The sequence below is a fragment of the Bombilactobacillus sp. ESL1094 genome (assembly GCF_058107425.1).
Map to the genome: position 1 here is coordinate 901,604 of NZ_JBYLUM010000001.1, position 20,804 is coordinate 922,407.

Below are 20,804 nucleotides of genomic sequence, written 5' to 3' on the forward strand. Positions count from 1 at the left end.
AGCTGATAGTGCATGGCAGAAACTGATGATCGCCGTATTCAAACGGTTGACCTATCCAAAACAATGCGGAGTTCGTTTTTAGACTACGCAATGAGTGTCATTGTGGCCCGGGCGTTGCCTGATGTCCGTGATGGCTTGAAACCCGTTCACCGGCGAATTCTATATGGAATGAATGAATTAGGTGTTACGCCGGACAAGCCTTATAAAAAATCCGCCCGGATTGTGGGGGATGTGATGGGAAAGTATCATCCCCATGGTGATTCCGCGATTTATGAGTCGATGGTGCGGATGGCGCAAAAATTTAGTTATCGTTATTTGTTAGTGGACGGACATGGTAACTTTGGTTCCGTCGATGGCGATTCTGCGGCCGCAATGCGGTACACCGAAGCAAAAATGAGTAAAATTGCGACCGAAATGTTGCGTGACATTAATAAAGACACCATTGATTTTCAGGAAAATTATGATGGAACTGAACGCGAACCGGTGGTTTTGCCAGCACGCTTTCCGAACTTATTAGTCAATGGTGCGACGGGGATTGCTGTCGGGATGACAACCAATATTCCGCCCCACAATCTGACTGAGGTTATTAATGGTATTCACATGTTGATGAAAAATCCGGATGTGACTACTGCTGAGTTGATGCAGGCCATTCCGGGACCCGATTTTCCTACTGGCGGTGTGGTAATGGGTAAGTCGGGGATTCGGCATGCCTATGAAACGGGCCGTGGAAATATTGTTTTACGGGCCAAAGTAGAAATTGAAACGCTAAAAAATGGTCGGGAACGATTAATTATCACTGAATTACCCTACATGGTTAATAAAGCTAAGTTAATTGAACGGATAGCTGAATTGGCACGGGATCACCGGATTGAGGGAATTACTAACTTGATCGATGAATCAGATCGCACAGGTATGCGGGTGACGATTGATATTCGTCGCGACATGAGTGCTAACGTTGTTTTAAACAATTTATATAAGATGACTGCTTTACAAACTTCATTTGGTTTTAATATGGTTGCCATCGTTAAAGGTGCGCCGCAAGTCTTATCGTTAAAAGAAATTTTGCAATATTATTTAAAACATCAAGAACAAGTTATTCGTCGGCGTACCCAATTTGAACTCAAGAAAGCGCAAAATCGCGCGCATATTTTAGATGGTTTACGCATTGCGTTAGATCATATTGATGCGGTGATTGAAGTGATCCGCAGTTCTAAAACGGCGGAAATTGCGAAAAGCACTTTGATTACCCAATTTTCTTTGTCTGATAAACAAGCTCAGGCAATTTTAGATATGCGTTTGGTTCGTTTGACTGGCTTAGAACGAGACAAAATTGAAAATGAGTATCAAGATTTGATGACCAAAATTGCTGATTATCAAGATATTTTAGCGAAACCTGAGCGGATTGACGAAATAATTTATCAAGAATTACTGGAAATTCAAAGTAAATATGGTGATGCCCGCCGCACGGAATTATTAGTCGGCGAAGTATTAAGTATTGAAGATGAAGATTTAATTGAAGAAGAAAATGTCTTAATTGTTTTGACTCATAGTGGTTACATCAAGCGGTTGCCCGCCGACGAATTTAAAGTACAAAATCGTGGTGGTCGCGGCATTAAAGGGATGGGCGTCAATGATGATGATTTCATTGAACAATTAATTTATACGTCGACGCATGATGTCTTGCTCTTCTTCACTGATGCCGGCAAGATTTATCGTTCGAAAGCTTATGAAATTCCTGAATATGGGCGTAGTGCTAAAGGAATTCCGATTATTAATTTACTAGGAATTGATAACGGTGAACAAATTCAGACGGTGGTTCATTTAAAGAAGGATGCTTCTAGTGCGGATCATTATTTATTCTTTGTCACTAAACAAGGAACCGTGAAACGTACAGCCTTAGATGAATTTCAAAATATTCGCAAAAATGGTTTGCGAGCCATTACTTTAAAAGACAATGACTCGTTAGATAATGTAATGCTAACCAATGGTCAGAATAATATTTTGATTGGCACGCATTTAGGCTATGCTGTTGCTTTTGAAGAGAATGCAGTGCGGATTATGGGTCGCACGGCCGCAGGCGTACGGGGTATTCGCTTACGAGAAGAAGATTACGTCGTTGGTTCAGCCATTTTAGCTGAGCAAAGTGATGTATTGGTCATCTCGGAAAATGGTTATGGTAAAAAAACACCGGCCACAGAATATCCAATCAAAGGGCGCGGTGGCAAAGGAATTAAGACTTCGAATGTGACGGCTAAAAATGGTCCGCTAGCAGGAATTACGACCGTTGCTGGAACTGAAGACATGATGGTGGTAACCAATCAAGGCGTCATGATTCGGTTTGCAGTTAATAATGTTTCGCAAACCGGCCGGGCCACTTTAGGTGTGCGGTTAATTAAATTGGATGATGGCGCCAAGGTTTCGACAATGACGAAGGTAGATCCCGAACCGGAAGTCACCGAAACTCAGCCAGATTCAGAAAACTAAAAATTCTTAAAGTTTTTAACGTAATCTAAAAGTGCAAGGCGCTTGGAACGTTAAAAACTTTTTTGGTAGTATTTTTTGGTAAATGATGGTAGAATACTATTCTGTGAGTATTACACTTTAAGATAGTTAATACTCCTTGAGAATAATCTATTTATTCTCCATTAGTCCATAAGGAGGTAAAATAATGGCTCAAACACATTATGAAATCACTTATATCATCAAACCGGATATTTCTGAAGAAGATAAGAAGGCCTTGATTGAACGCTTTGATAAGGTTCTCAAAGATAACGGTGCTGATGTATTAGATTCAAAAGATTGGCAAAAACGGCGTTTGGCTTACGAAATTGGTGGTTACAATGAAGGTACTTACCATATCGTTAATGTTAATGCCCAAGACCAAGCAGCGATCAATGAATTTGACCGGTTATCAAAAATTGATGACAGCATCTTACGTCATATGATTATCAAGCGCGAAGATTAATCTGTTGGAGACAGTCAAAAAGGAGACAGGAGTATGATTAATCGTAGTGTATTAGTTGGTCGTTTGACCCGTGACCCTGATTTGCGGTATACAGCTGCAGGAACAGCCGTTGCTACTTTTACCGTTGCTGTTAATCGGCAATTCACCAATTCAAATGGTGAACGGGAAGCTGATTTTATTAATTGTGTGATTTGGCGTAAATCAGCGGAAAATTTTGCTAATTTTACGCATAAGGGCTCATTAGTTGGTATTGATGGGCGCATTCAAACTCGCAATTATGAGAATCAACAAGGACAGCGTGTTTACGTGACCGAAGTTGTAGTGGAGAATTTTGCACTGCTAGAACCGAAATCGGCGAACCACAATAATGGAAATCAAAATCAAACGGTTGAAAATAATACGACTCCTGGACCAAGCAACTCTAATAATAATTTTAATAATTCCAATAATAGAGCTGCCAATAATTCTGCTCCATCAATGGATGAAGATCCATTTGCGGATAATACGCAGTCGATTGATATTTCAGATGATGATTTACCGTTTTAAATTTTGTGAATAATTGAAAGGAGCGTTCAACATGGCACAACAACGTCGTGGTGGCCGTCGTCGCCGGAAGGTTGACTTTATTGCCGCTAACCATATTGAATATATTGATTACAAAGATACAGATTTGCTGAAACGTTTTATTTCGGAACGAGGCAAGATTTTACCTCGTCGAGTAACGGGAACAAGCGCCAAGAATCAACGCCGTTTAACAATTGCGATTAAACGTGCACGAGTAATGGGCTTATTACCATTTGTTGCTGAAGATTAATAAGCTTCAATCCCAAAGAAGTCTACTCAAGGTAGGCTTCTTTTTTAATGTAAACAGTATGTTAAAATATAGCTAAATTCTAGTTACAAGAGGGTAAGTATGAAAAAAAAGAGCGTAGCTAAGAATAGTTTATTAGCTATTAGTCAACCACTACGTTGGGGGTTAATTGTCGTAGTGGTTTTGGCTTTAATTTTAGTTAGTTTAATTTTTGGAATTAGTCCAGTTTTAGGTTTATTGGTCTTTATTATTTTTACGTTAATTGTGGCCATTGGTTCTTATTTATTACGCAAGTTTGTGGTGCAAACTAATAAATATCTATACGATTTATCATTTCGTGAAAATCGGGGCAAACAAGAAGCTTTGATTAATATTCCCATTGGGATGTTACTGTATGATAACGACAAACAGCGCACGATTGAATGGGTGAATCCTAATTTACAGCGCCATTTTGTTGATAAGGATTTACTAGGACGTAGTTTAAATCAAGTTAATCCAGAATTAATTCAACTGGTCGAAAAAAATGAACAGCAGCAACAAGCTGCGACGTTATTAACTATTGGTCAAACTCAATTTCAAACTTTTGTGCAACCAAATTTTCGCGTAATTTATTTTTTGGATGTTACGCAGTATGTAGCTATTAAGCAAAAGTATGAAGATGAAAAAATTTCGATTGGGCAAGTGTTTATTGATAATTATGATGAGCTTGTGCAAACCATGGCTGATCGGGATCGCTCAGATTTGAATAGTTATTTAACTAATCAATTAACTGATTGGGCTAATCAAAATGAAATGTATTTAAAACGCGTGGCCAGTGACCGTTTTATTGTGGTGGGCTATGTGAATGCGCTAAAGGCCCTGGAAGCTAATAGTTTTTCAATTTTAGATCAAATTCGTAAGACTACTTCGCAGCAAAATGTGCCGTTAACTTTAAGTATTGGCTTTGCCTATGGTAAAGATAACTTGGCCCAACTAGCGTTAGATGCGCAAAAAAATATTGATTTGGCCTTGGGTCGAGGTGGCGATCAAGCAGTTGTACGTGAGGCGGACGAACCAGCACGCTTTTATGGCGGCAACACCAATCCGATGGAAAAAAGGACGCGTGTCCGGGCACGGATGATTAGCCAAGCCTTAAGAGAGTTATTTAACCAAGTTGATGTTATTTATGTGATGGGGCACCAACAACCTGATATGGATTCTTTAGGTGCCTGTTTAGGCATTCATCGAATTGCACAAATGAATAATAAAACTTGTAAAATTGTGATTGATGCTAACGGAGCGCACACAGATGTTGCACGTTTATTGCAATGGATTGAGCAAGACCAGCATTTATCAAATGATTTAATTACGCCACAACAGGCGTTAGATCAGGCTAATGCGCAAAGTATGTTGATTATGGTCGACTTATCCAAACCATCACGTTCCGCTAGCCCAGAATTGGCGGCGAAGTTAGCCGATCAAACGGTAGTGATTGATCATCATCGGCGTGGTGAAGAATTTCCTGCTAATCCATTACTGGCCTACATTGAGCCTTATGCTTCCTCGGCTAGTGAATTGGTAACTGAAATGATTGAATACCAACCACAAAGTCAACAGTCTTTATCTAAACTAGAAGCGACGGCCATGCTAGCTGGCATTTTTGTCGATACACATTCCTTTTCTTTACGTTCAGGAACACGGACGTTTGATGCGGCCAGTTATTTACGCTCAGTAGGGGCTGACAGCACGAAAATGCAAAATTTGCTGAAAGAAAATGTGTCATCCTATATCCAAAGGAACCATTTAATTGATACCGTACAAATGGTGACGCCGCAAATTGCCATTTGCACGGGTGAAGAAGATCAAGTTTATGATTCCGTGATTGCGGCACAGGCAGCCGATACTTTATTGACCTTATCAAAAATTGATGCTTCATTTGTGATTACTAAAAGGTCCGATGCCAAGGTAGCAATTTCAGCGCGGAGCTTAGGTGACTTTAATGTGCAAGTTATTATGGAAGAAATGGGTGGTGGCGGTCATTTATCCAATGCGGCAACGCAATTAGCTGATTACACAATTGCTCAAGCTAAGAAAGAATTGATTGCAATTATCCAACAAAAAGTAGAAGATAAACCTAAGCAAGCAGACAATAACTAGGAGGCATGAAAAGATGCGTGTAATTTTCACACAAGATGTTCGCGGTAAGGGTCGGCGTGGCGAAGTCAAAGAAGTCGCTGATGGCTACGCGCGCAACTTCTTAATTAAAAATGGTAAAGCTCAAGTCGCTACTGCTAAGGCCATCAGTGAATTGAATGGTAAAAAGCAAGCCGAACAACGAGAAAAAGATGAAGAACAAGCTAGTGCTCAAATGATTAAGACCGTTTTAGAAAAAGATGAAACGGTGGTTGAACTACAATCGAAAGCTGGCAGTGATGGTCGGTTATTTGGTTCAATTCCCAGTAAACAAATTGCGCAAGCTTTAAAACAACAGTACCAAATTGAAATTGATAAGCGCAAAATCGAATTGGCCGAGCCGATTAAAGTTTTAGGTTATATGAATGTACCAGTGAAATTGTATCCAGGGATTGAAGCCTCCATACGGGTGCATGTCAGTGAAAAGTAATACTATTGTTGTAATGTAAATTACAGTATTAGTTGCAGAATTTTTTGAGAAAAATTATAAAGAAACTAGGTTCTTGTGAATTCTAGTTTTTTTAATAGCTCAAAGATGTAAGGGCTTGCAGATTGTGAAGCAATTATCTTGTGAAATACTTGACAAATTCGTGAAAACGTTATAAACCATATGTAGATAGTTTTTAGTTTTTATTAAACTAAAATTTTATCGATTTTGGGAGAAAGAAAGTGATGATTGAACCAATTTATTGTTTATGTCTCTTAGACAATAAGTGCGATAAATTTTAAGAATAGGTGATGTGAAAATGAAACCAGAAGATAAGAAGCCAAAAGCTGCACCATTATTGATTCAAATGTTAATTTATGCAGCAATTTTGTTTGTATCACAGTGGATTTCTAATATGATGCCAAAATCATTCCCTGTACCGACGCCGGTTATTGGCTTGATTTTGTTATATTTATTATTGACTTGTCATATTATCAAATTAGAGTGGGTTGATTCCTTTGGAAATGCCATGATTGGTTTAATTGCCTTTTTGTTTGTACCATCCGGAATTTCCCTAGCTGCTAATTTGAACATTATGGCAAATGAAGGTGTCCAATTAGTTATCGTCATTATTTTATCAACAATCGTTTTGTTGGTAGTAACGGCTTATACAACAAGATTGTTATTATGGATCAGTAAAAAGATCAAACATACTGATACAGATACACAAGAACAAGTAGGAGGAGAGAACAAATGATGGCAGAGTTATTATCGAATCCCTTATTTGGTATCTTACTTTCATTGGGAGTTTTTGAAATTGGGCAATACTTATTTAATTTGACTCATGGCTTTTTCTTATTTCAACCGTTGTTTGTAGCGATGGTTTTGGGAATTTTTCTAATTTTCTTGTTAGGAAAAGGCATGGGAATGACGACTGCAGCAGCTTATACGAAATTCTATAAGCCTGGTGGGGATCTAATCTTCTGGTTCTTAACACCTGCCACAATTGCTTTTGCAATTCCGCTTTATAAACGTAATGATGTGTTTAAGAAGAATTGGCTAGTTATTTTATTGAGTTTGTTAATTGGTACCTTTATTTCCTTATTTGTTATTTTGGGAATTTCCAAACTCTTGGGACTCAGTCGGGTCGGCACAGCTTCCATGATGAGTCAATCAGCTACGACTGCGATTGCTTTACCATTGTCAACAGCTATTGGTGGCAACACTGCTGTTACTGCGATGGCATGTATCCTGAACGCCGTTATCATTTATGCTTTAGGTAAATGGTTAGTTAAGTGGTTCAGATTGGAAAGCGACCCCATCGGTGCTGGTTTAGGTATGGGTACTGCTGGACATACCGTTGGTTCTGCTTTTGCCTTGAAATTAGGTTCTGTTCAAGGTGCGATGGCCGCTGTTTCGGTTGTTATCATTGGTATTGTTGATAATATTGCAGTGCCACTGTTTGCACAAATGATGCATCTGTAAACACTAGTTTATAATTTAAATGATAAAACCTTTTCTAGTTAGTTAATTTAAACGTTGGTAACTAGGAAAGGTTTTTTGTTTACTTTCGATGGTATTTAATGTTATTTTGAATATTTTAAAACATATATTATCCCTATATTATCCGTGGTAAAATTGTAACTAGATATGAGGTTAATTCATGAACGATACAACAATGCAGAGAATTCCACCTAATAATAAAGAGGCTGAACAATCAGTTCTAGGATCGATTCTATTACGTCCAGAAAAAATTGTTGATGCGGCTGAATATTTGACGACTGAGTCTTTCTATTATCATGCGCATCAGTTAATTTTTGCTGTCATGTTGGAATTAAATGAAGCAGACCAGGCAATTGATGTCGTGACTGTTAAAAATCAACTTGAAGCTAAAAATCAGTTAGCAGATATTGGCGGCGTTAATTATTTAGGGGATTTGGCAACAACCGTCCCCACCGCCGCCAATATTGTTTATTATGCCAAAATTGTGGCTGATAAAGCCGTATTACGACAGTTGATTAATACTGCAACTGATATTGTAGCCCAAAGTTTTGATGAGCAAGATACTGATGTGGCCAACGTCTTGGACAATGCCGAGCGAGCTATTATGGAAGTCGGCGAAAACCAAAATAATAACGGCTTTAAAAAATTAGCCGATGTTTTAAATGATACGATTGAAAATATTGACCAGTTAGCCCAAGAAGATTCACAAGTGACGGGGTTAGCTACCGGATACAGTGAATTAGATAGTATGACTGCTGGTTTACATGCTGATGAATTAACTATTTTGGCTGCCCGTCCTGGCGTCGGCAAAACGGCTTTTGCACTCAACGTCGCGGAAAATGTGGCAGTTCATAGTCAGCAAACGGTGGCCATTTTTAGTTTGGAAATGGGAGCTGACCAATTAGCTAGCCGATTATTATGTGCTCAAGGGAGCATTGATGCAAATCATTTGCGCACCGGAACTTTGAACGATGACGAATGGCAAAATTTAATTGTGGCCATGGGTATTTTGTCCAAAACCGATATTTATATTGACGATACTCCAGGAATTAAGATGGCAGAAATTCGAGCTAAGTGTCGCCGCTTGGTTAAAGAGACGGGAAATATTGGTTTAATTATTATTGATTATTTACAGCTAATTGAAGGAACTGGTCAAGAGAATCGGCAGCAAGAAGTTTCGACGATTTCACGACAATTAAAAAAACTAGCGAAAGAATTACATGTACCAGTTATTGCTTTATCACAACTATCACGGGGGGTAGAGCAACGACAAGATAAGCGACCGGTTTTATCAGATATTCGTGAATCTGGTTCCATTGAACAAGATGCGGATGTGGTCGCCTTCCTGTATCGTGATGATTATTATAACGATGGTGCTGATGACGAGGAAGGTAGCGAAGCTAGTGATGATACTAACGCTGGTGAAGTGGAAGTGATCATTGGCAAAAATCGCTCCGGTCCGCGTGGTACAGTGAAGTTATTATTTGTGAAATCATATAATAAGTTTGCTGCAATTTCACCACTGACAGAAGGTTAATTCATGAGTAAAGTACAACAACTGCAACAAGCACAACAAAATCAGCAAATTGTCGATCTGTTTATTCGCCAAACGGGTGACATTTATACTGGTTTTGTCACCGCGTTAGATCATAAGTGGGTCATTGTGCATACCTATAATGATTATGGCTTACTTGATGGTTATGTCTTATTAAAGATTAGTGGCATTGCGTCTATAACCACGGAAGGATTGGATTTAAAGCGGCTGAAACGGCGGATTGATTTAACGGCTACTAATAAGATACACTGGGCAAAAGAACTGGCAGTGCCGCAGTTTGCTGCAAATGATTTGATTCAGCAATTATTGGACTTTTTGCAGCATCAGCAACAAGCTATTTTGGTAATTTTGGCAGGTTCTAATCGTTATTTGCAAGTGAAGTTACAGGACTTTCGGCAACAACAATTGCACTTGCAATTACTAGATTCCTTTAACTTTGCTAAGATTGGGCAAAATTTAACCGTTGATTTAGAGCGCGTTGTTGCTTTGGAATTTGTCGGTGCCCAGTTACAATTAGCCAGTACGATGTTTCAAACACAGCATTTACAACACACACCTTCGGTTTTGGTGAAAAATAATCCGGAACTAAGACCAATCTTACAACGCTACCAGCAACAGCAACAATTAATTTTGTTGTACTGTTCCAAAAGTGCGGATGTATTTTTTGCTGGACAAATTATGCAACTAGATCAGCAATTTTTGGTCATGAAATTATTAGATCATTTGGGCTGTTTTGGCGGCTACGCTTTAATTAACCTGCAGGATATAGATTTTGTTTCTCCAAATTGCGATTATTTACAAATGCTGATTCTATATTTTAATTATCAGCGCCAGCACAAGACTTTAGTGCAACCTGTTTTAGATGATCAATGGCAATTTGGAGCTGATTTTGTGGAAAGTGCCCTGCAAAGGTTAGTGCAACAGCAAAATATGGTCCGTTTTCGCCAACGCGATCAAATGTTAGATCAATTAGCTTATTGTCAGGCACTAGATAAGCAAACGTTAACTTTAGCAGTTTTTGAAGATTTACCGGATACTAGAACGTCTAGCCAAAGTTTGCCTTATCAACAATTATCGGTCTTAACTTGGGAATATTTAAATACATTTTTTACTAAAGACGAATTAATAGATTGATTGTTGCTATTAATGTTCGTAATTGATAGAATATTACTGGACCGAATTTAGTAAAAAGGGATGACATTTATGACAGGTGTTGTAGTAGTTGGAATGCAATGGGGCGACGAAGGAAAAGGTAAAATTACTGATTTTCTTAGTCACGATAGTCAAGTGATTGCACGGTATCAAGGTGGTGATAATGCTGGGCATACGGTGGAAGTTGAGCAAACTGCTTATAAAATGCGCTTAGTGCCCTCCGGTATTTTGTATCCTGATAAAGTGACAATGATTGGTAACGGAGTCGTGATTAATCCCAAATCCTTGGTTGAAGAAATTGCCCGACTCAAGCAGCAACATGTCAGCTTTGAACATTTTTATATTTCTAATCGGGCCCAAATTATTTTACCGTATCACATCCGCATGGATGAATTACAGGAAAAGAGTAAAGGTGCCAACAAAATTGGCACCACTAATCGTGGAATTGGTCCAGCTTATATGGATAAAGCTGCTCGGATTGGCATTCGGATGATTGATTTATTAGAAAAAGATACTTTTGCTGCCAAGTTACGCCAAAACTTAGATTTGAAAAATAAAGAATTTACTCAAGTTTATCAAGGGCAAGCTTTGTCTTTTGATGATATTTTTGCTTCATATTATGATTACGGACAACAATTAAAACCGTATGTGATTGATACTTCAAAAATGTTAAATGAACAAATTGAGCAAGGAACTAATGTCTTATTTGAAGGTGCGCAGGGCATCATGCTCGACATTGACCATGGTACTTATCCATATGTCACTTCTTCAAATCCTGTGGGTGGTTATACTGCGGGAATTGGTGTAGGTCCCACTAAGATTCAGCATGTGGTTGGAGTTGCTAAAGCCTATACTTCGCGTGTGGGCGACGGCCCGTTTCCAACAGAGTTGACGGATCAAACAGGAAACTTTATCCGCGAGGCTGGGCATGAATATGGAGTGGTGACACAGCGGCCCCGCCGAATTGGTTGGTTAGATACGGTGGTGTTACGGCATGCAAAACGAGTTGCGGGAGTCACGGACTTAGCCTTAAATTGTATTGACGTTTTAAGCGGTTTAAAAACTGTTAAAATTTGTGTCGGATATCGTTTGCCTGATGGTTCAACAATTGATGAATATCCAGCCAGTTTACAGCAAATTGCGCAGTGCCAGCCAGTCTATGAAGAATTGCCCGGATGGTCCCAAAATTTACGAGGGCAAATGGATTTAGATAAATGGCCGTTGGCTGCTAAGAATTATTTAAAGCGGGTGCAAGAACTAACAGGGTTACAGCTAATTAGTGTTTCTGTCGGCCCTAAACGGAATGAAACGATTGTTTTAAAAAACATTTGGTAATGATTATTTAATGACTGGAATTAAATAAGTCTTTCCTGGTTAATCTGCTGATTAATCAAGGAAAGACTTTTTTTAATTTGAATAATTGTTTCATGTGAAACAGCCAGTAATTCTAATTTTTTTGAGCTGCTGATTGGATACCATTGAGAAACTGAGTAAAGGCGTTAGTATTACGATTAAAAATCAAGGTGTAATGGTAGTGCTGGTGATTGTTGTATTGCGTAATATAAAATCTTGTTTCACGTGGAACATCACTAAATTCATAAGCGGTAATGGCACTATTTTTTTGATCAGCACCGCCACGATTAATATAATTTTTTAAGCCAGGAGCACTAGTTTGACTTAATCCGATATTTTGAGCTAACTGCTGATACTGTTTCACAGTTGTGGTTGGTTTGGCGGCTACGCCAGAATTTAACATGGTGGAATTAATTTTATCAATAAAATTTGGAACCTTAGAAATACCAGAAATACCGACGCGAGTTGTCCAAGTGATAAATTTGGGTGGTTTATTACTACTAAAATTACCTAAAAAACGAGCTTGTTGTGGCTTTTGCTGGTGATAATAAACGCGGTAACGGTAACTATGAATCTGGTGAGTATCATCGTAGCGATTGACACTGACTGTTACATAATGACCGTGCCGGTTTTGACCGAGGACCAGTGGCGTCACACTATATAAATAGCGGTGCGGCTTTTGTGTAACCCACTGGCGTAATTGGCGGTTTTGCTGTTTAGATAAGAAGCCACAAGATTGTTGTTTACGATTAAAAAGTTTTACAATATGATTAGCATTTTTGAGTTGGTGTTGATAGTCTTGATCGTTGACTTCGTCGAGCGTTAGACTGGTAGGATGCTGACTGTGATTGATAGTTTTAGGATTAACGACAAGTTGAAAAGGAATAGTTTGACTAGACAACCAGTTACTGGTGGCATTAATGATTAATTTCCGGTTATAATAAGTAGGAATTAGTATAACTATCATTAAAATTAGGGTAACTAAACAACCTTTTTTTTTCATATTTCTTTTCACAAGAGCACCTCATTAATTATCTTAATTTAAGAAAGATTAGTTTTTATGAAAATTAATAAACAATCATTATTGCATAATTTAGAATTGACTAGCTGGGCGATGGTGATCATTGGCGTAGTAGGCTTTCTGTTGGAATTGGGCAATGGCTACTTTAATGTTAGTACCCAGCATTTTATTGATTCACAATATCAAGATCGCCAACAGTCGGCTTTAGTTACGCGGGTTAATACGCGTCGGTTAAATTTTACGACCAATTTAGCTAACAGTCCATTGGGGCATTTGACCTTACATCCGACCACGCGGCAAAAACTGACGCGAGTGCAGCAGTTATTAACTTTGCGAGTAGATAATCAGCAACAAATTGCACGTTATTATGACGGATCTTATTACGCTAATCAAGTAACAACGTCACGCTTAAATCGAACAGACCGAAATTTGTTAAAGGAAAAAAATCAAACTATTTATCAAAGAGAAAAAAATCGAATTGATACCATTAGAATTTGGTATGACCAAACCCAAGATGCTAAAACTTATCTAAATAAAAATTTAGCGAAGACTATTAGTCCCAAGCAGTTAACCATGACGAAAGCTTCGACGATTAATACTTATTATAAACTCATCAAAAATCGAGCCCTGAAAAAATATTGGCGCCCGAAAGTTGCTAAAGCTTTAAAGGAATTTAAAGTGGCCCAACAAAATCAAACTCAGGCACAAGTTAAACAGCAGCAAGCGGAACTTAAAGCTTTGAAAAATGCCCCGCTAACACAGAATTATCAACCAGCCAATGTGACTATTATTGATAATGCCAAACAGTTAGATCAGTTTAGTCATAGTTTACAACAAGATGATGTGAGTGCTACTAATGTCTTATTTTATTCTAATGCGGATCAAACCTTGACGTTATTACAACGTAACGGTACTAAATATTTACCGAAAATGGCCAGCTTAATGGCTACGAATAATGGTTTACCTACGGGAACTTATACTGTTAAAAATTTGATTTCTGATCCCGGAATTAATGCGGGCGTGGTTACCGATTTGAGTAGTAGCTCGTTTGGCGATTATTTAGCAGATGCCACGAGTTTTGCCGACCAAGATAATGATATTAGTGATTTTAATCAAGCCGAAACTATTTTTTGGTTGAAGAATAATGTGGCGTTGAAGAATTCGATGCTAATTGAAAATCAAAATCAAATTGGGTTTATTGCTAGTTCGCTGATTAATCTCCATAATACTTTAACTTTAAGTACTAGTGATTTAACGCGATTAATGGCAATTGTAACGCCCGGAACGGTTTTATATGTGCGGTAATTAGGAGAAAGTATGAAAAATTTAGGTAAGCGTTGGTGGCAAAAAGTTTGCGCACATCCAATTAGAAAAGCAATTAAATATCTAATATTACTCGTTTTGGTGCTACTCTTAATTGTCGGCAGTAAAGTTGGACATCAGTATTGGCAAGAATTACAAAAAGATGTGACTGCCGGCTACTTGATTAGTGACGATATTACCACTAAAACTTTTTATCCGAAGCAGCCGACGGTGATCAAAGATCGGCATAATAAGGTGATGAAAACTTTAACGCATAGTCAATCAACGTATGTTCAGCATCAATTAATTAATCCTAAGTTAAAAAAAGGCGTAGTCGCTGTTGAAGACCGTCGCTTTTACCAACATCACGGGGTTGATTTAACGGGAATGCTGCGGGGGGTAGTTTCCTTAGTCTTGAGAAGACAAGTTCAAGGGGGCTCCACTTTGACCCAACAGTTGGTCAAAAATGTGATTTTGAAAGACCAAACGCAGAGCTTTGACCGCAAAATTAAAGAAATGGTAGTAGCGCAAGCCTTAGAACAGAAGTTTTCCAAGCAGCAAATTTTGGAATTTTATTTGAATGATGTTTATTTAGGCCATGGCTGTTATGGGATTGGTAGTGCGGCTCAATATTATTTTTCCAAGTCCCAGCAACAATTAACGTGGGGGCAAGCTGCATTATTAATTGGAATTCCCAACAATCAAGTGTTGTATGATCCGATATTGCATCCGCAACGAGCAATTAATCGGCGGAATACGGTCTTGTATAGCTGGTATCAACAAAAAATGATTTCGAAGAAAACCTATCAACATGCTAGTAAACAATCGTTACATTTAAAAATTCATAACTTTAAGTATGATAATGATATTTCGCAAAATTACGCCTTGAATTATGCGGTGAAATCTGCCGTACAACAATTAATGACGATTCACGGTTTTCAAATGCAGTATTTGTTTAACAATGATCAAGCAAAAAACACTTATAAAAATGAGTATGCGCAAGCTTATGATAAGTACTATGGTGAATTATTAAATGGTGGTTATGTGGTCAAAACAACCATTGATCAAAACTTGCAACAACAGATCGTACAATTGGTGCAACAGCAGTATGCTGCTTACCAACAGCGTGATCAAGATGGCAAATTAGAGCCGCAAGTGGCTAGTACCATCGTTGATAATCGGACTGGCGATGTATTAGCGATTGTTGGTGGCCGAACGACAGATGGTGATCAATTGAATCGGGCGAGTGATGCCTATCGGCAGCCGGGGTCCACGGCTAAGCCTTTAATTGCTTATGCGCCAGCGTTTGAGCGCGGTTATGCGCCACAATCCAAAGTGGTTGATGGACCTGTCGGAAATGTGAGCAACTGGTACAGTGGCTATCGCGGCGCAGTCACTTTAAGAACGGCCTTAGCAGATTCGATTAATACGGTGGCCTTTAAGTTGGCCTTAGGTGATAAGCAACAAAGCTTCTATCAAGATTTGGGTAAAATGCAATTTCAAGGTTTATATCCTGCTGATCAAAATGCTATTATTGCGGTGGGAGGCTTTACGAAGGGAGTAACGACTACTGAAATGGCTTCGGCATATAGTTCGTTTGCTCGACAAGGTAATTTTATTGCCCCCAGTAATGTCCGCAGTATTTATGATACAAATAATTCACGAATTTTATATGAAAATCCCCACGTACCGGTCAATGTTTATTCGGCAGATGCCAGTTATATGATGCTGAATGCGATGCAAAGTGTGGTCAACAATGGTTTGGGCAAGGATGCTGCTTTAAGTGATTATCCTTATGTCGCTGGTAAAACCGGAACGACGGATAAAAATTTAGATAGTTATTTTGTTGGTATGACACCATATTTTACCATTGCTAATTGGACGGGCTTTGATCACCAACAACCATTAACGGCCGAGCAAGAGGAGTTGTCGATTAAGACTTTTAAAACTGAAGGTGATTATTTAGTTAAAGCGTTGAAAGAACCTAAAAAAGATTTTGTCATGCCAAATACCATTCGGCGTGACGGCGATAATCTTTATGTGCGGCGTGAAGCAACGGGTAAAAGTATTGAACAAGTAATCCATGATAGTTACTTGGCCTTTAATAGTGCCGAAATTAATGCAAATAAAAAACGTCTAACGGATTTAGACTACCGATTAATCTATCATTTAACTAAAAAGCAGGAACTGCAACGGGAACGTAAGGTGCAGCAAGCCATTGAACGTTACCAGCAGGTTCCCTTTGATAAATTAAGTCAGTACGGTCACCAATTGACTAAATTACAAAAAGTCCGTTATCAAAATGAGAATGTTAAACGCATGTCAGCTAAAGCAAACTTCAATCAACAAATTATGCAATTGCAGCGAGAATTAAATTTGACGCAAGCGCAATTAGAAGCTAAGAAAGAAAATGGTCGCTTAGCCAAATTTGAAGCTCAAAAGAATCAAATTGAAACTCAACGGGCCACTAAAAAGCAGGCGATGATTGATAAATTAAGACCGCAATATGAGGAGCAATTAAGTCGTGTGAAGGCGGCTTATCAAAATAATGCTGCTGATAAAGAAGCTCAAAAGCAAAAATTAATTGACTTAATTAATCAAATTCGCAGTTATGGTGGCAATGTCCCAGATCCAGTGATTGATGTTAATTAATGGGGCACAGTTATTAGGAAGCAACAGTAGTTGGATCAATTGAGTACAATTATCTCTTGTTATTTTGGCTGCATCAAAAAAGTTTGGGTCATTTGTTGAAACCCAAACTTTTTTAGTAGTGTAATTTAAAATTTAGTTGTTAGTTAGTTCGCTTTTTTGGCGCCGGGCAATCATTGGTAGAATAAAGCCTAACGCAATCAAAACGACAGGCGTAATCACATTGAGACTAATTTGGAACCACCAAGCGTGCGGATTACTGCTGTAATTTAATTTGGGAACCATGCCTAAGATGCAGGCAAAAGCTGTAAATAAGAAACACCATAAGCCCAAAATAAAGCCAGTTAGTGGTTTTCTAACAAACATGTAATCTGCTTGGTGGTGCTTGAGTTGTTTGCTTAACGCCATAAAAGCGACAAAAACCCATAAATACCGGAATGGATTAATGACAGAATTTAAGTTTAATAGCCACTTGTATAAATCATTCATGCCACCAATGCCGAAAGCAGGTAAAATAATTAAAATGGTGACTAAAATACCGGTTAAATAATAACCATTAATAAAAATATTGTTTTTATTTTTTTTGAGAAGCTTCCGCGGAATATACTGAGGATCACTATCTTCTAATAACATGCGTAACGGTGCGTCAATCGAAATGACAGTAGCGGTGGCGGAACCTAAGACATTAGTGATGGCATACATCCAAACGAATAAGTTACCAACATGGAAATATTTGCCCAGAATCTGAAAGGCATAATAAGCACCGTTAGCCATCAAGTCGTTAGGAATATGATTCGAATCAAAAATCATCCCTAAAGCAAATGATCCTAAAATAGCGGAAACGCTGACCATAACGGCCAAGCAGATCATGCCGATAGGAAATTCATGACTGGGGTTATGTGTTTGTTTGACATAGGGGGCGATTTTTTCACTACCTCCGACTGCAAAAACTAACATCGAAATAGTAGTAAAATAATTAAAATCAAATTTCGGTAAGTAAGTATGCAATTGGTTCATATGCGGTGTTTGAATCGTTAAGTGTGTCATGAAAGGAGCGGCTAGGCCTAAGATGATAAAGAGCATCGACATAATGAAAGCAATAATACCGGCAAAACTACCGAGATTTTTTAAAGTAGTAAACCCGCGGGCGGTCAACCATAAAAAGCCCAAAAAGATGACTAAACAAATAATTTGTAACGGCAGTGCTGGCACGGTATTTACAAAATTACCGTTGCCCTGAAACAGCCAACTTAAGCCCACGATAATCATTTGCGGTTTTTGCGCCAAATAAGGAATTTGGACTACCCAATAAGTCCAAGCTGCTAAATAGGCGAGCCGACTACCAGATAATTGTTTAATCCATGAGGCGACCCCTCCGCCGGAATTCTCAAATGTCGAGCCTAATTGACCGACCATTAAGGTGTAGGGAATGAAAAACAACAACATGATTAAAATCCATGAAGTAATAACAACTAAGCCTTGGTTAGCGTAGTTGTTAAACACATTGCCTAAGCCCCAAACGGACGTAAAGGCAATGAAGGCAACGTTATACCAACGGATTTTTTTGGTTTGTTCCATGGTTAAGACCTCCTAATTATAGTAATATGGTTCATAGTGTAACGAATTTTTAAGAAAATAACAATAAAATTTTAATGTGGAGAAAATTATGCAACGTTTAAAACAAATGATAGTTACTTACTGGAGCGTTATTAGCTACTTGATTTTTGGTGGTTTAACGACGCTCATAAATTTAGTAGTTTTTAATTGTTTATATACTTGGTGGCATTTTTGTGGTTACCAAATTGCGAATGTCACAGCGTGGTTATTGTCTGTGATCTTTGCGTATATAACCAATAAACTTTATGTGTTTGATTCACATCAAGATAGTTCTCAAGCCGCGCGCAAAGAAATTGTGTCTTTTTTCTTTTTTCGGATTTTAAGTTTGCTGTTAGATCTGGCCATTATGGCTGTGGGAATTAGTGTTTTACACCAGAATGCTTTTTGGGTAAAAATTATTGACAATGTTTTAGTCGTCATTGCCAATTACTTTTTTAGTAAGATTTTTATTTTCACGGAGCACTAAGCTAGTCATAAATTTAAAAGAAATAGGTTTGTGGTCCTTGATAGAGCACCTCATTGAAACCGGAAGTCATAACATTTAATAGATCATCCATGCCAGAAGCTAGTTGTTTATTTCCTGGGAAATCAGTTAACTTCATCCAAAAGACGGGACCTTCAGTGGATGATTGAATATTACCTTGAAAGTGCGTAGTACGATATAAGAAACAAATAAAGCGTCCATGACTTAAAGGATACTGTTTTAAACCACAGAGTTCTAAATTAGTCACGGTTAAGCCAGTTTCTTCTTGGACTTCACGTTCAGCAGAGTGGGTAATACTTTCGTGAGCTTCAATGTGGCCCCCTGGAAAAGCAATCCCCGGCCAATGAGGATCGCGGCGATATTCAACGAGCACTTGTTGCTTTTGGGCATCTAAAATTAAGACCATATTAGTTAATTCGACTGGTTCAGTGCGCATGTAATTAATCCTTTCCATCGTAAAAAAATATTCTGCTGTTATTATATAACGTTTAGTTGTTTGAAAATGAAAAAAGGCTACGTGAAAGAATAAAAAAATGCACTTTTTAGTAGCAAAGTGGTTATAATATGCTTAACAGGTGAGGAGAAGATTAAAATGAAATTTGAAGAATCCAATTTATTGCAACAGCTGCCCCAACAATTTTTTGCCACTTTAGTTCAAAAGGTCAATGCAAAAATTGCGGCGGGTGTCGACGTGATTAACCTTGGTCAAGGTAATCCGGATCAACCAACGCCTGATTTTATTGTTCAGGCATTAAATACGGCAGCTAAAGATCCCCAAAATCATAAATATTCACCGTTTCGAGGGTTACCAGAATTTAAACAGGCTGCCGCTGAGTTTTACCAACGTGAATATGGAGTGGAAGTGGACCCGGAAACAGAAGTAGCGGTCTTGGGTGGCTCTAAAACAGGTTTAGTCGAATTACCATTAGCTTTATTAAATCCGGGAGAGACTATTCTTTTACCAGACCCCGGTTATCCAGACTATTTGTCCGGAGTAGCTTTAGCACAAGCCAAAACCGCATTAGTGCCTTTGCGAGCAGAGAATAATTTCTTACCAGATTATCAGTCCTTAGATCCGAAAGTAGTTGCCGCAGCTAAATACTTATACTTAAACTATCCCAATAATCCTACTGGAGCGACGGCGACCCCCGAATTCTTTCAGGATACGGTGGCCTGGGCGCAACAAAATCAAGTGGGAATTGTGCACGATTTTGCTTATGGCGCTATTGGCTTTGACGGTCAGCGCCCCATCAGTTTTTTGCAAACACCGCATGCTAAAGAAGTCGGCATTGAGCTGTATACTTTTTCGAAAACATACAACATGGCGGGCTGGCGCTTAGGTTTTGCAGTGGGGAATAAAGAGATGATTGAAGCAATTAATTTGATTCAAGACCATCTGTTCGTCAGTGTTTTTCCGGCAGTTCAAAAAGCCGGGATTGCGGCATTGAGAAGTGATCAAACATCGGTTAAACAATTAGTGGCGCGCTATCAAAAACGTCACGACGATTTTGAACGGGCGGCACAAGCGATTGGTTGGCAACCAGTGCCCGCAGGTGGAACGTTTTATGCGTGGATGCCGACTCCGCAACAGATGACCAGTCAAGAATTTGCTGATTTGTTGTTAGAGCAAGCTGGGGTTGCGGTAGCTGCAGGAACTGGATTTGGCGCCGCTGGTGAAGGTTATGTGCGGATTGGTTTATTGATTGATGAGCCGCGCTATAGTGAGGCTTGTCAACGCATTGCCAAATTAAATTTATTTTAAACTGAACAATTAAAAAACGGTCATTCTGCAA

At 38.7% G+C, this 20,804-nt stretch carries 18 protein-coding genes; 15 read left to right on the forward strand and 3 right to left on the reverse strand.

Annotated elements, in window-relative coordinates; translation table 11 throughout:
• Nucleotides 1-12 precede the first annotated feature (12 nt).
• The 11 genes from gyrA (at nucleotide 13) to AC3B5S_RS04540 (ending at nucleotide 11,920) form a co-directional block, all read left to right on the forward strand.
• Nucleotides 13-2,484, forward strand: a complete 2,472-nt coding sequence (gene gyrA / locus AC3B5S_RS04490; protein ID WP_489756885.1) for a DNA gyrase subunit A — start codon at nucleotides 13-15, stop codon at nucleotides 2,482-2,484.
• Nucleotides 2,485-2,668: 184 nt separating this feature from the next.
• The gene (gene rpsF / locus AC3B5S_RS04495; protein WP_489756884.1) at nucleotides 2,669-2,965 is read left to right on the forward strand and encodes a 30S ribosomal protein S6; all 297 of its coding nucleotides are present in this window, start codon (nucleotides 2,669-2,671) and stop codon (nucleotides 2,963-2,965) included.
• 33 nt (nucleotides 2,966-2,998) lie between these two features.
• On the forward strand, nucleotides 2,999-3,511 hold the full coding sequence (gene ssb / locus AC3B5S_RS04500; protein WP_489756883.1) for a single-stranded DNA-binding protein: 513 nt from the start codon (nucleotides 2,999-3,001) through the stop codon (nucleotides 3,509-3,511).
• A 31-nt stretch (nucleotides 3,512-3,542) separates the two neighbouring features.
• Complete coding sequence (gene rpsR, locus AC3B5S_RS04505) at nucleotides 3,543-3,779, forward strand: 30S ribosomal protein S18 (RefSeq protein ID WP_489754979.1); 237 nt, start codon at nucleotides 3,543-3,545, stop codon at nucleotides 3,777-3,779.
• Nucleotides 3,780-3,878: 99 nt separating this feature from the next.
• A complete protein-coding gene (locus AC3B5S_RS04510) occupies nucleotides 3,879-5,912 on the forward strand; it encodes a DHH family phosphoesterase (protein ID WP_489756882.1) in 2,034 nt (677 codons plus the stop codon).
• Between the two features lie 13 nt (nucleotides 5,913-5,925).
• Nucleotides 5,926-6,378, forward strand: coding sequence for a 50S ribosomal protein L9 (rplI, locus tag AC3B5S_RS04515; protein WP_489756881.1), 453 nt, complete (start codon nucleotides 5,926-5,928; stop codon nucleotides 6,376-6,378).
• A gap of 316 nt (nucleotides 6,379-6,694) precedes the next feature.
• Nucleotides 6,695-7,132, forward strand: coding sequence for a CidA/LrgA family protein (locus tag AC3B5S_RS04520; protein ID WP_489790124.1), 438 nt, complete (start codon nucleotides 6,695-6,697; stop codon nucleotides 7,130-7,132).
• Nucleotides 7,132-7,860, forward strand: coding sequence for an LrgB family protein (locus tag AC3B5S_RS04525; RefSeq protein WP_489757696.1), 729 nt, complete (start codon nucleotides 7,132-7,134; stop codon nucleotides 7,858-7,860). The genes AC3B5S_RS04520 and AC3B5S_RS04525 overlap by 1 nt, the downstream gene beginning before the upstream one ends.
• 178 nt (nucleotides 7,861-8,038) lie before the next feature.
• Nucleotides 8,039-9,415: a replicative DNA helicase gene (gene dnaB, locus AC3B5S_RS04530; protein WP_489769362.1), complete on the forward strand. Its 1,377-nt coding sequence runs from the start codon at nucleotides 8,039-8,041 to the stop codon at nucleotides 9,413-9,415.
• Between the two features lie 3 nt (nucleotides 9,416-9,418).
• Nucleotides 9,419-10,567, forward strand: coding sequence for a hypothetical protein (locus AC3B5S_RS04535; RefSeq protein ID WP_489790125.1), 1,149 nt, complete (start codon nucleotides 9,419-9,421; stop codon nucleotides 10,565-10,567).
• 69 nt (nucleotides 10,568-10,636) lie between these two features.
• A complete protein-coding gene (locus AC3B5S_RS04540) occupies nucleotides 10,637-11,920 on the forward strand; it encodes an adenylosuccinate synthase (protein ID WP_489790126.1) in 1,284 nt (427 codons plus the stop codon).
• A gap of 112 nt (nucleotides 11,921-12,032) precedes the next feature.
• On the opposite strand, the gene AC3B5S_RS04545 is transcribed toward AC3B5S_RS04540, so the two are convergent.
• Nucleotides 12,033-12,953, reverse strand: a complete 921-nt coding sequence (locus tag AC3B5S_RS04545; RefSeq protein WP_489756876.1) for a hypothetical protein — start codon at nucleotides 12,951-12,953, stop codon at nucleotides 12,033-12,035.
• Nucleotides 12,954-12,998: 45 nt separating this feature from the next.
• On the opposite strand from AC3B5S_RS04545, the gene AC3B5S_RS04550 reads away from it, so the two are divergent.
• Nucleotides 12,999-14,264: a hypothetical protein gene (locus AC3B5S_RS04550; protein ID WP_489790127.1), complete on the forward strand. Its 1,266-nt coding sequence runs from the start codon at nucleotides 12,999-13,001 to the stop codon at nucleotides 14,262-14,264.
• A 12-nt stretch (nucleotides 14,265-14,276) separates the two neighbouring features.
• Nucleotides 14,277-16,913, forward strand: a complete 2,637-nt coding sequence (locus tag AC3B5S_RS04555; protein WP_489756874.1) for a transglycosylase domain-containing protein — start codon at nucleotides 14,277-14,279, stop codon at nucleotides 16,911-16,913.
• 132 nt (nucleotides 16,914-17,045) lie between these two features.
• Here the strand turns inward: AC3B5S_RS04555 and AC3B5S_RS04560 are convergent, their stop codons facing one another.
• Complete coding sequence (locus AC3B5S_RS04560; protein ID WP_489756873.1) at nucleotides 17,046-18,488, reverse strand: APC family permease; 1,443 nt, start codon at nucleotides 18,486-18,488, stop codon at nucleotides 17,046-17,048.
• 85 nt (nucleotides 18,489-18,573) lie between these two features.
• Between AC3B5S_RS04560 and AC3B5S_RS04565 the strand changes: the two genes are divergently transcribed.
• A complete protein-coding gene (locus AC3B5S_RS04565) occupies nucleotides 18,574-18,993 on the forward strand; it encodes a GtrA family protein (RefSeq protein WP_489775307.1) in 420 nt (139 codons plus the stop codon).
• 13 nt (nucleotides 18,994-19,006) lie between these two features.
• Here AC3B5S_RS04565 and AC3B5S_RS04570 read toward each other — a convergent pair whose 3' ends face one another.
• Nucleotides 19,007-19,447 (reverse strand): 8-oxo-dGTP diphosphatase, encoded by a 441-nt coding sequence (locus AC3B5S_RS04570; RefSeq protein WP_489790128.1) that lies wholly within the window; start codon nucleotides 19,445-19,447, stop codon nucleotides 19,007-19,009.
• Nucleotides 19,448-19,603: 156 nt separating this feature from the next.
• On the opposite strand from AC3B5S_RS04570, the gene AC3B5S_RS04575 reads away from it, so the two are divergent.
• The gene (locus AC3B5S_RS04575; protein WP_489790129.1) at nucleotides 19,604-20,773 is read left to right on the forward strand and encodes a pyridoxal phosphate-dependent aminotransferase; all 1,170 of its coding nucleotides are present in this window, start codon (nucleotides 19,604-19,606) and stop codon (nucleotides 20,771-20,773) included.
• Nucleotides 20,774-20,804: the final 31 nt, after the last annotated feature.

What these genes read in the sequence shown, in the direction of transcription:
- gyrA (WP_489756885.1), top strand. Translation starts at nt 13, where the DNA reads ATGGCAGAAACTGATGATCGCCGTATTCAAACGGTTGACCTATCCAAA.
- rpsF (WP_489756884.1), top strand. Translation starts at nt 2,669, where the DNA reads ATGGCTCAAACACATTATGAAATCACTTATATCATCAAACCGGATATT.
- ssb (WP_489756883.1), top strand. Translation starts at nt 2,999, where the DNA reads ATGATTAATCGTAGTGTATTAGTTGGTCGTTTGACCCGTGACCCTGAT.
- rpsR (WP_489754979.1), top strand. Translation starts at nt 3,543, where the DNA reads ATGGCACAACAACGTCGTGGTGGCCGTCGTCGCCGGAAGGTTGACTTT.
- AC3B5S_RS04510 (WP_489756882.1), top strand. Translation starts at nt 3,879, where the DNA reads ATGAAAAAAAAGAGCGTAGCTAAGAATAGTTTATTAGCTATTAGTCAA.
- rplI (WP_489756881.1), top strand. Translation starts at nt 5,926, where the DNA reads ATGCGTGTAATTTTCACACAAGATGTTCGCGGTAAGGGTCGGCGTGGC.
- AC3B5S_RS04520 (WP_489790124.1), top strand. Translation starts at nt 6,695, where the DNA reads ATGAAACCAGAAGATAAGAAGCCAAAAGCTGCACCATTATTGATTCAA.
- AC3B5S_RS04525 (WP_489757696.1), top strand. Translation starts at nt 7,132, where the DNA reads ATGGCAGAGTTATTATCGAATCCCTTATTTGGTATCTTACTTTCATTG.
- dnaB (WP_489769362.1), top strand. Translation starts at nt 8,039, where the DNA reads ATGAACGATACAACAATGCAGAGAATTCCACCTAATAATAAAGAGGCT.
- AC3B5S_RS04535 (WP_489790125.1), top strand. Translation starts at nt 9,419, where the DNA reads ATGAGTAAAGTACAACAACTGCAACAAGCACAACAAAATCAGCAAATT.
- AC3B5S_RS04540 (WP_489790126.1), top strand. Translation starts at nt 10,637, where the DNA reads ATGACAGGTGTTGTAGTAGTTGGAATGCAATGGGGCGACGAAGGAAAA.
- AC3B5S_RS04550 (WP_489790127.1), top strand. Translation starts at nt 12,999, where the DNA reads ATGAAAATTAATAAACAATCATTATTGCATAATTTAGAATTGACTAGC.
- AC3B5S_RS04555 (WP_489756874.1), top strand. Translation starts at nt 14,277, where the DNA reads ATGAAAAATTTAGGTAAGCGTTGGTGGCAAAAAGTTTGCGCACATCCA.
- AC3B5S_RS04560 (WP_489756873.1), bottom strand. Translation starts at nt 18,488, where the DNA reads ATGGAACAAACCAAAAAAATCCGTTGGTATAACGTTGCCTTCATTGCC.
- AC3B5S_RS04570 (WP_489790128.1), bottom strand. Translation starts at nt 19,447, where the DNA reads ATGCGCACTGAACCAGTCGAATTAACTAATATGGTCTTAATTTTAGAT.
- AC3B5S_RS04575 (WP_489790129.1), top strand. Translation starts at nt 19,604, where the DNA reads ATGAAATTTGAAGAATCCAATTTATTGCAACAGCTGCCCCAACAATTT.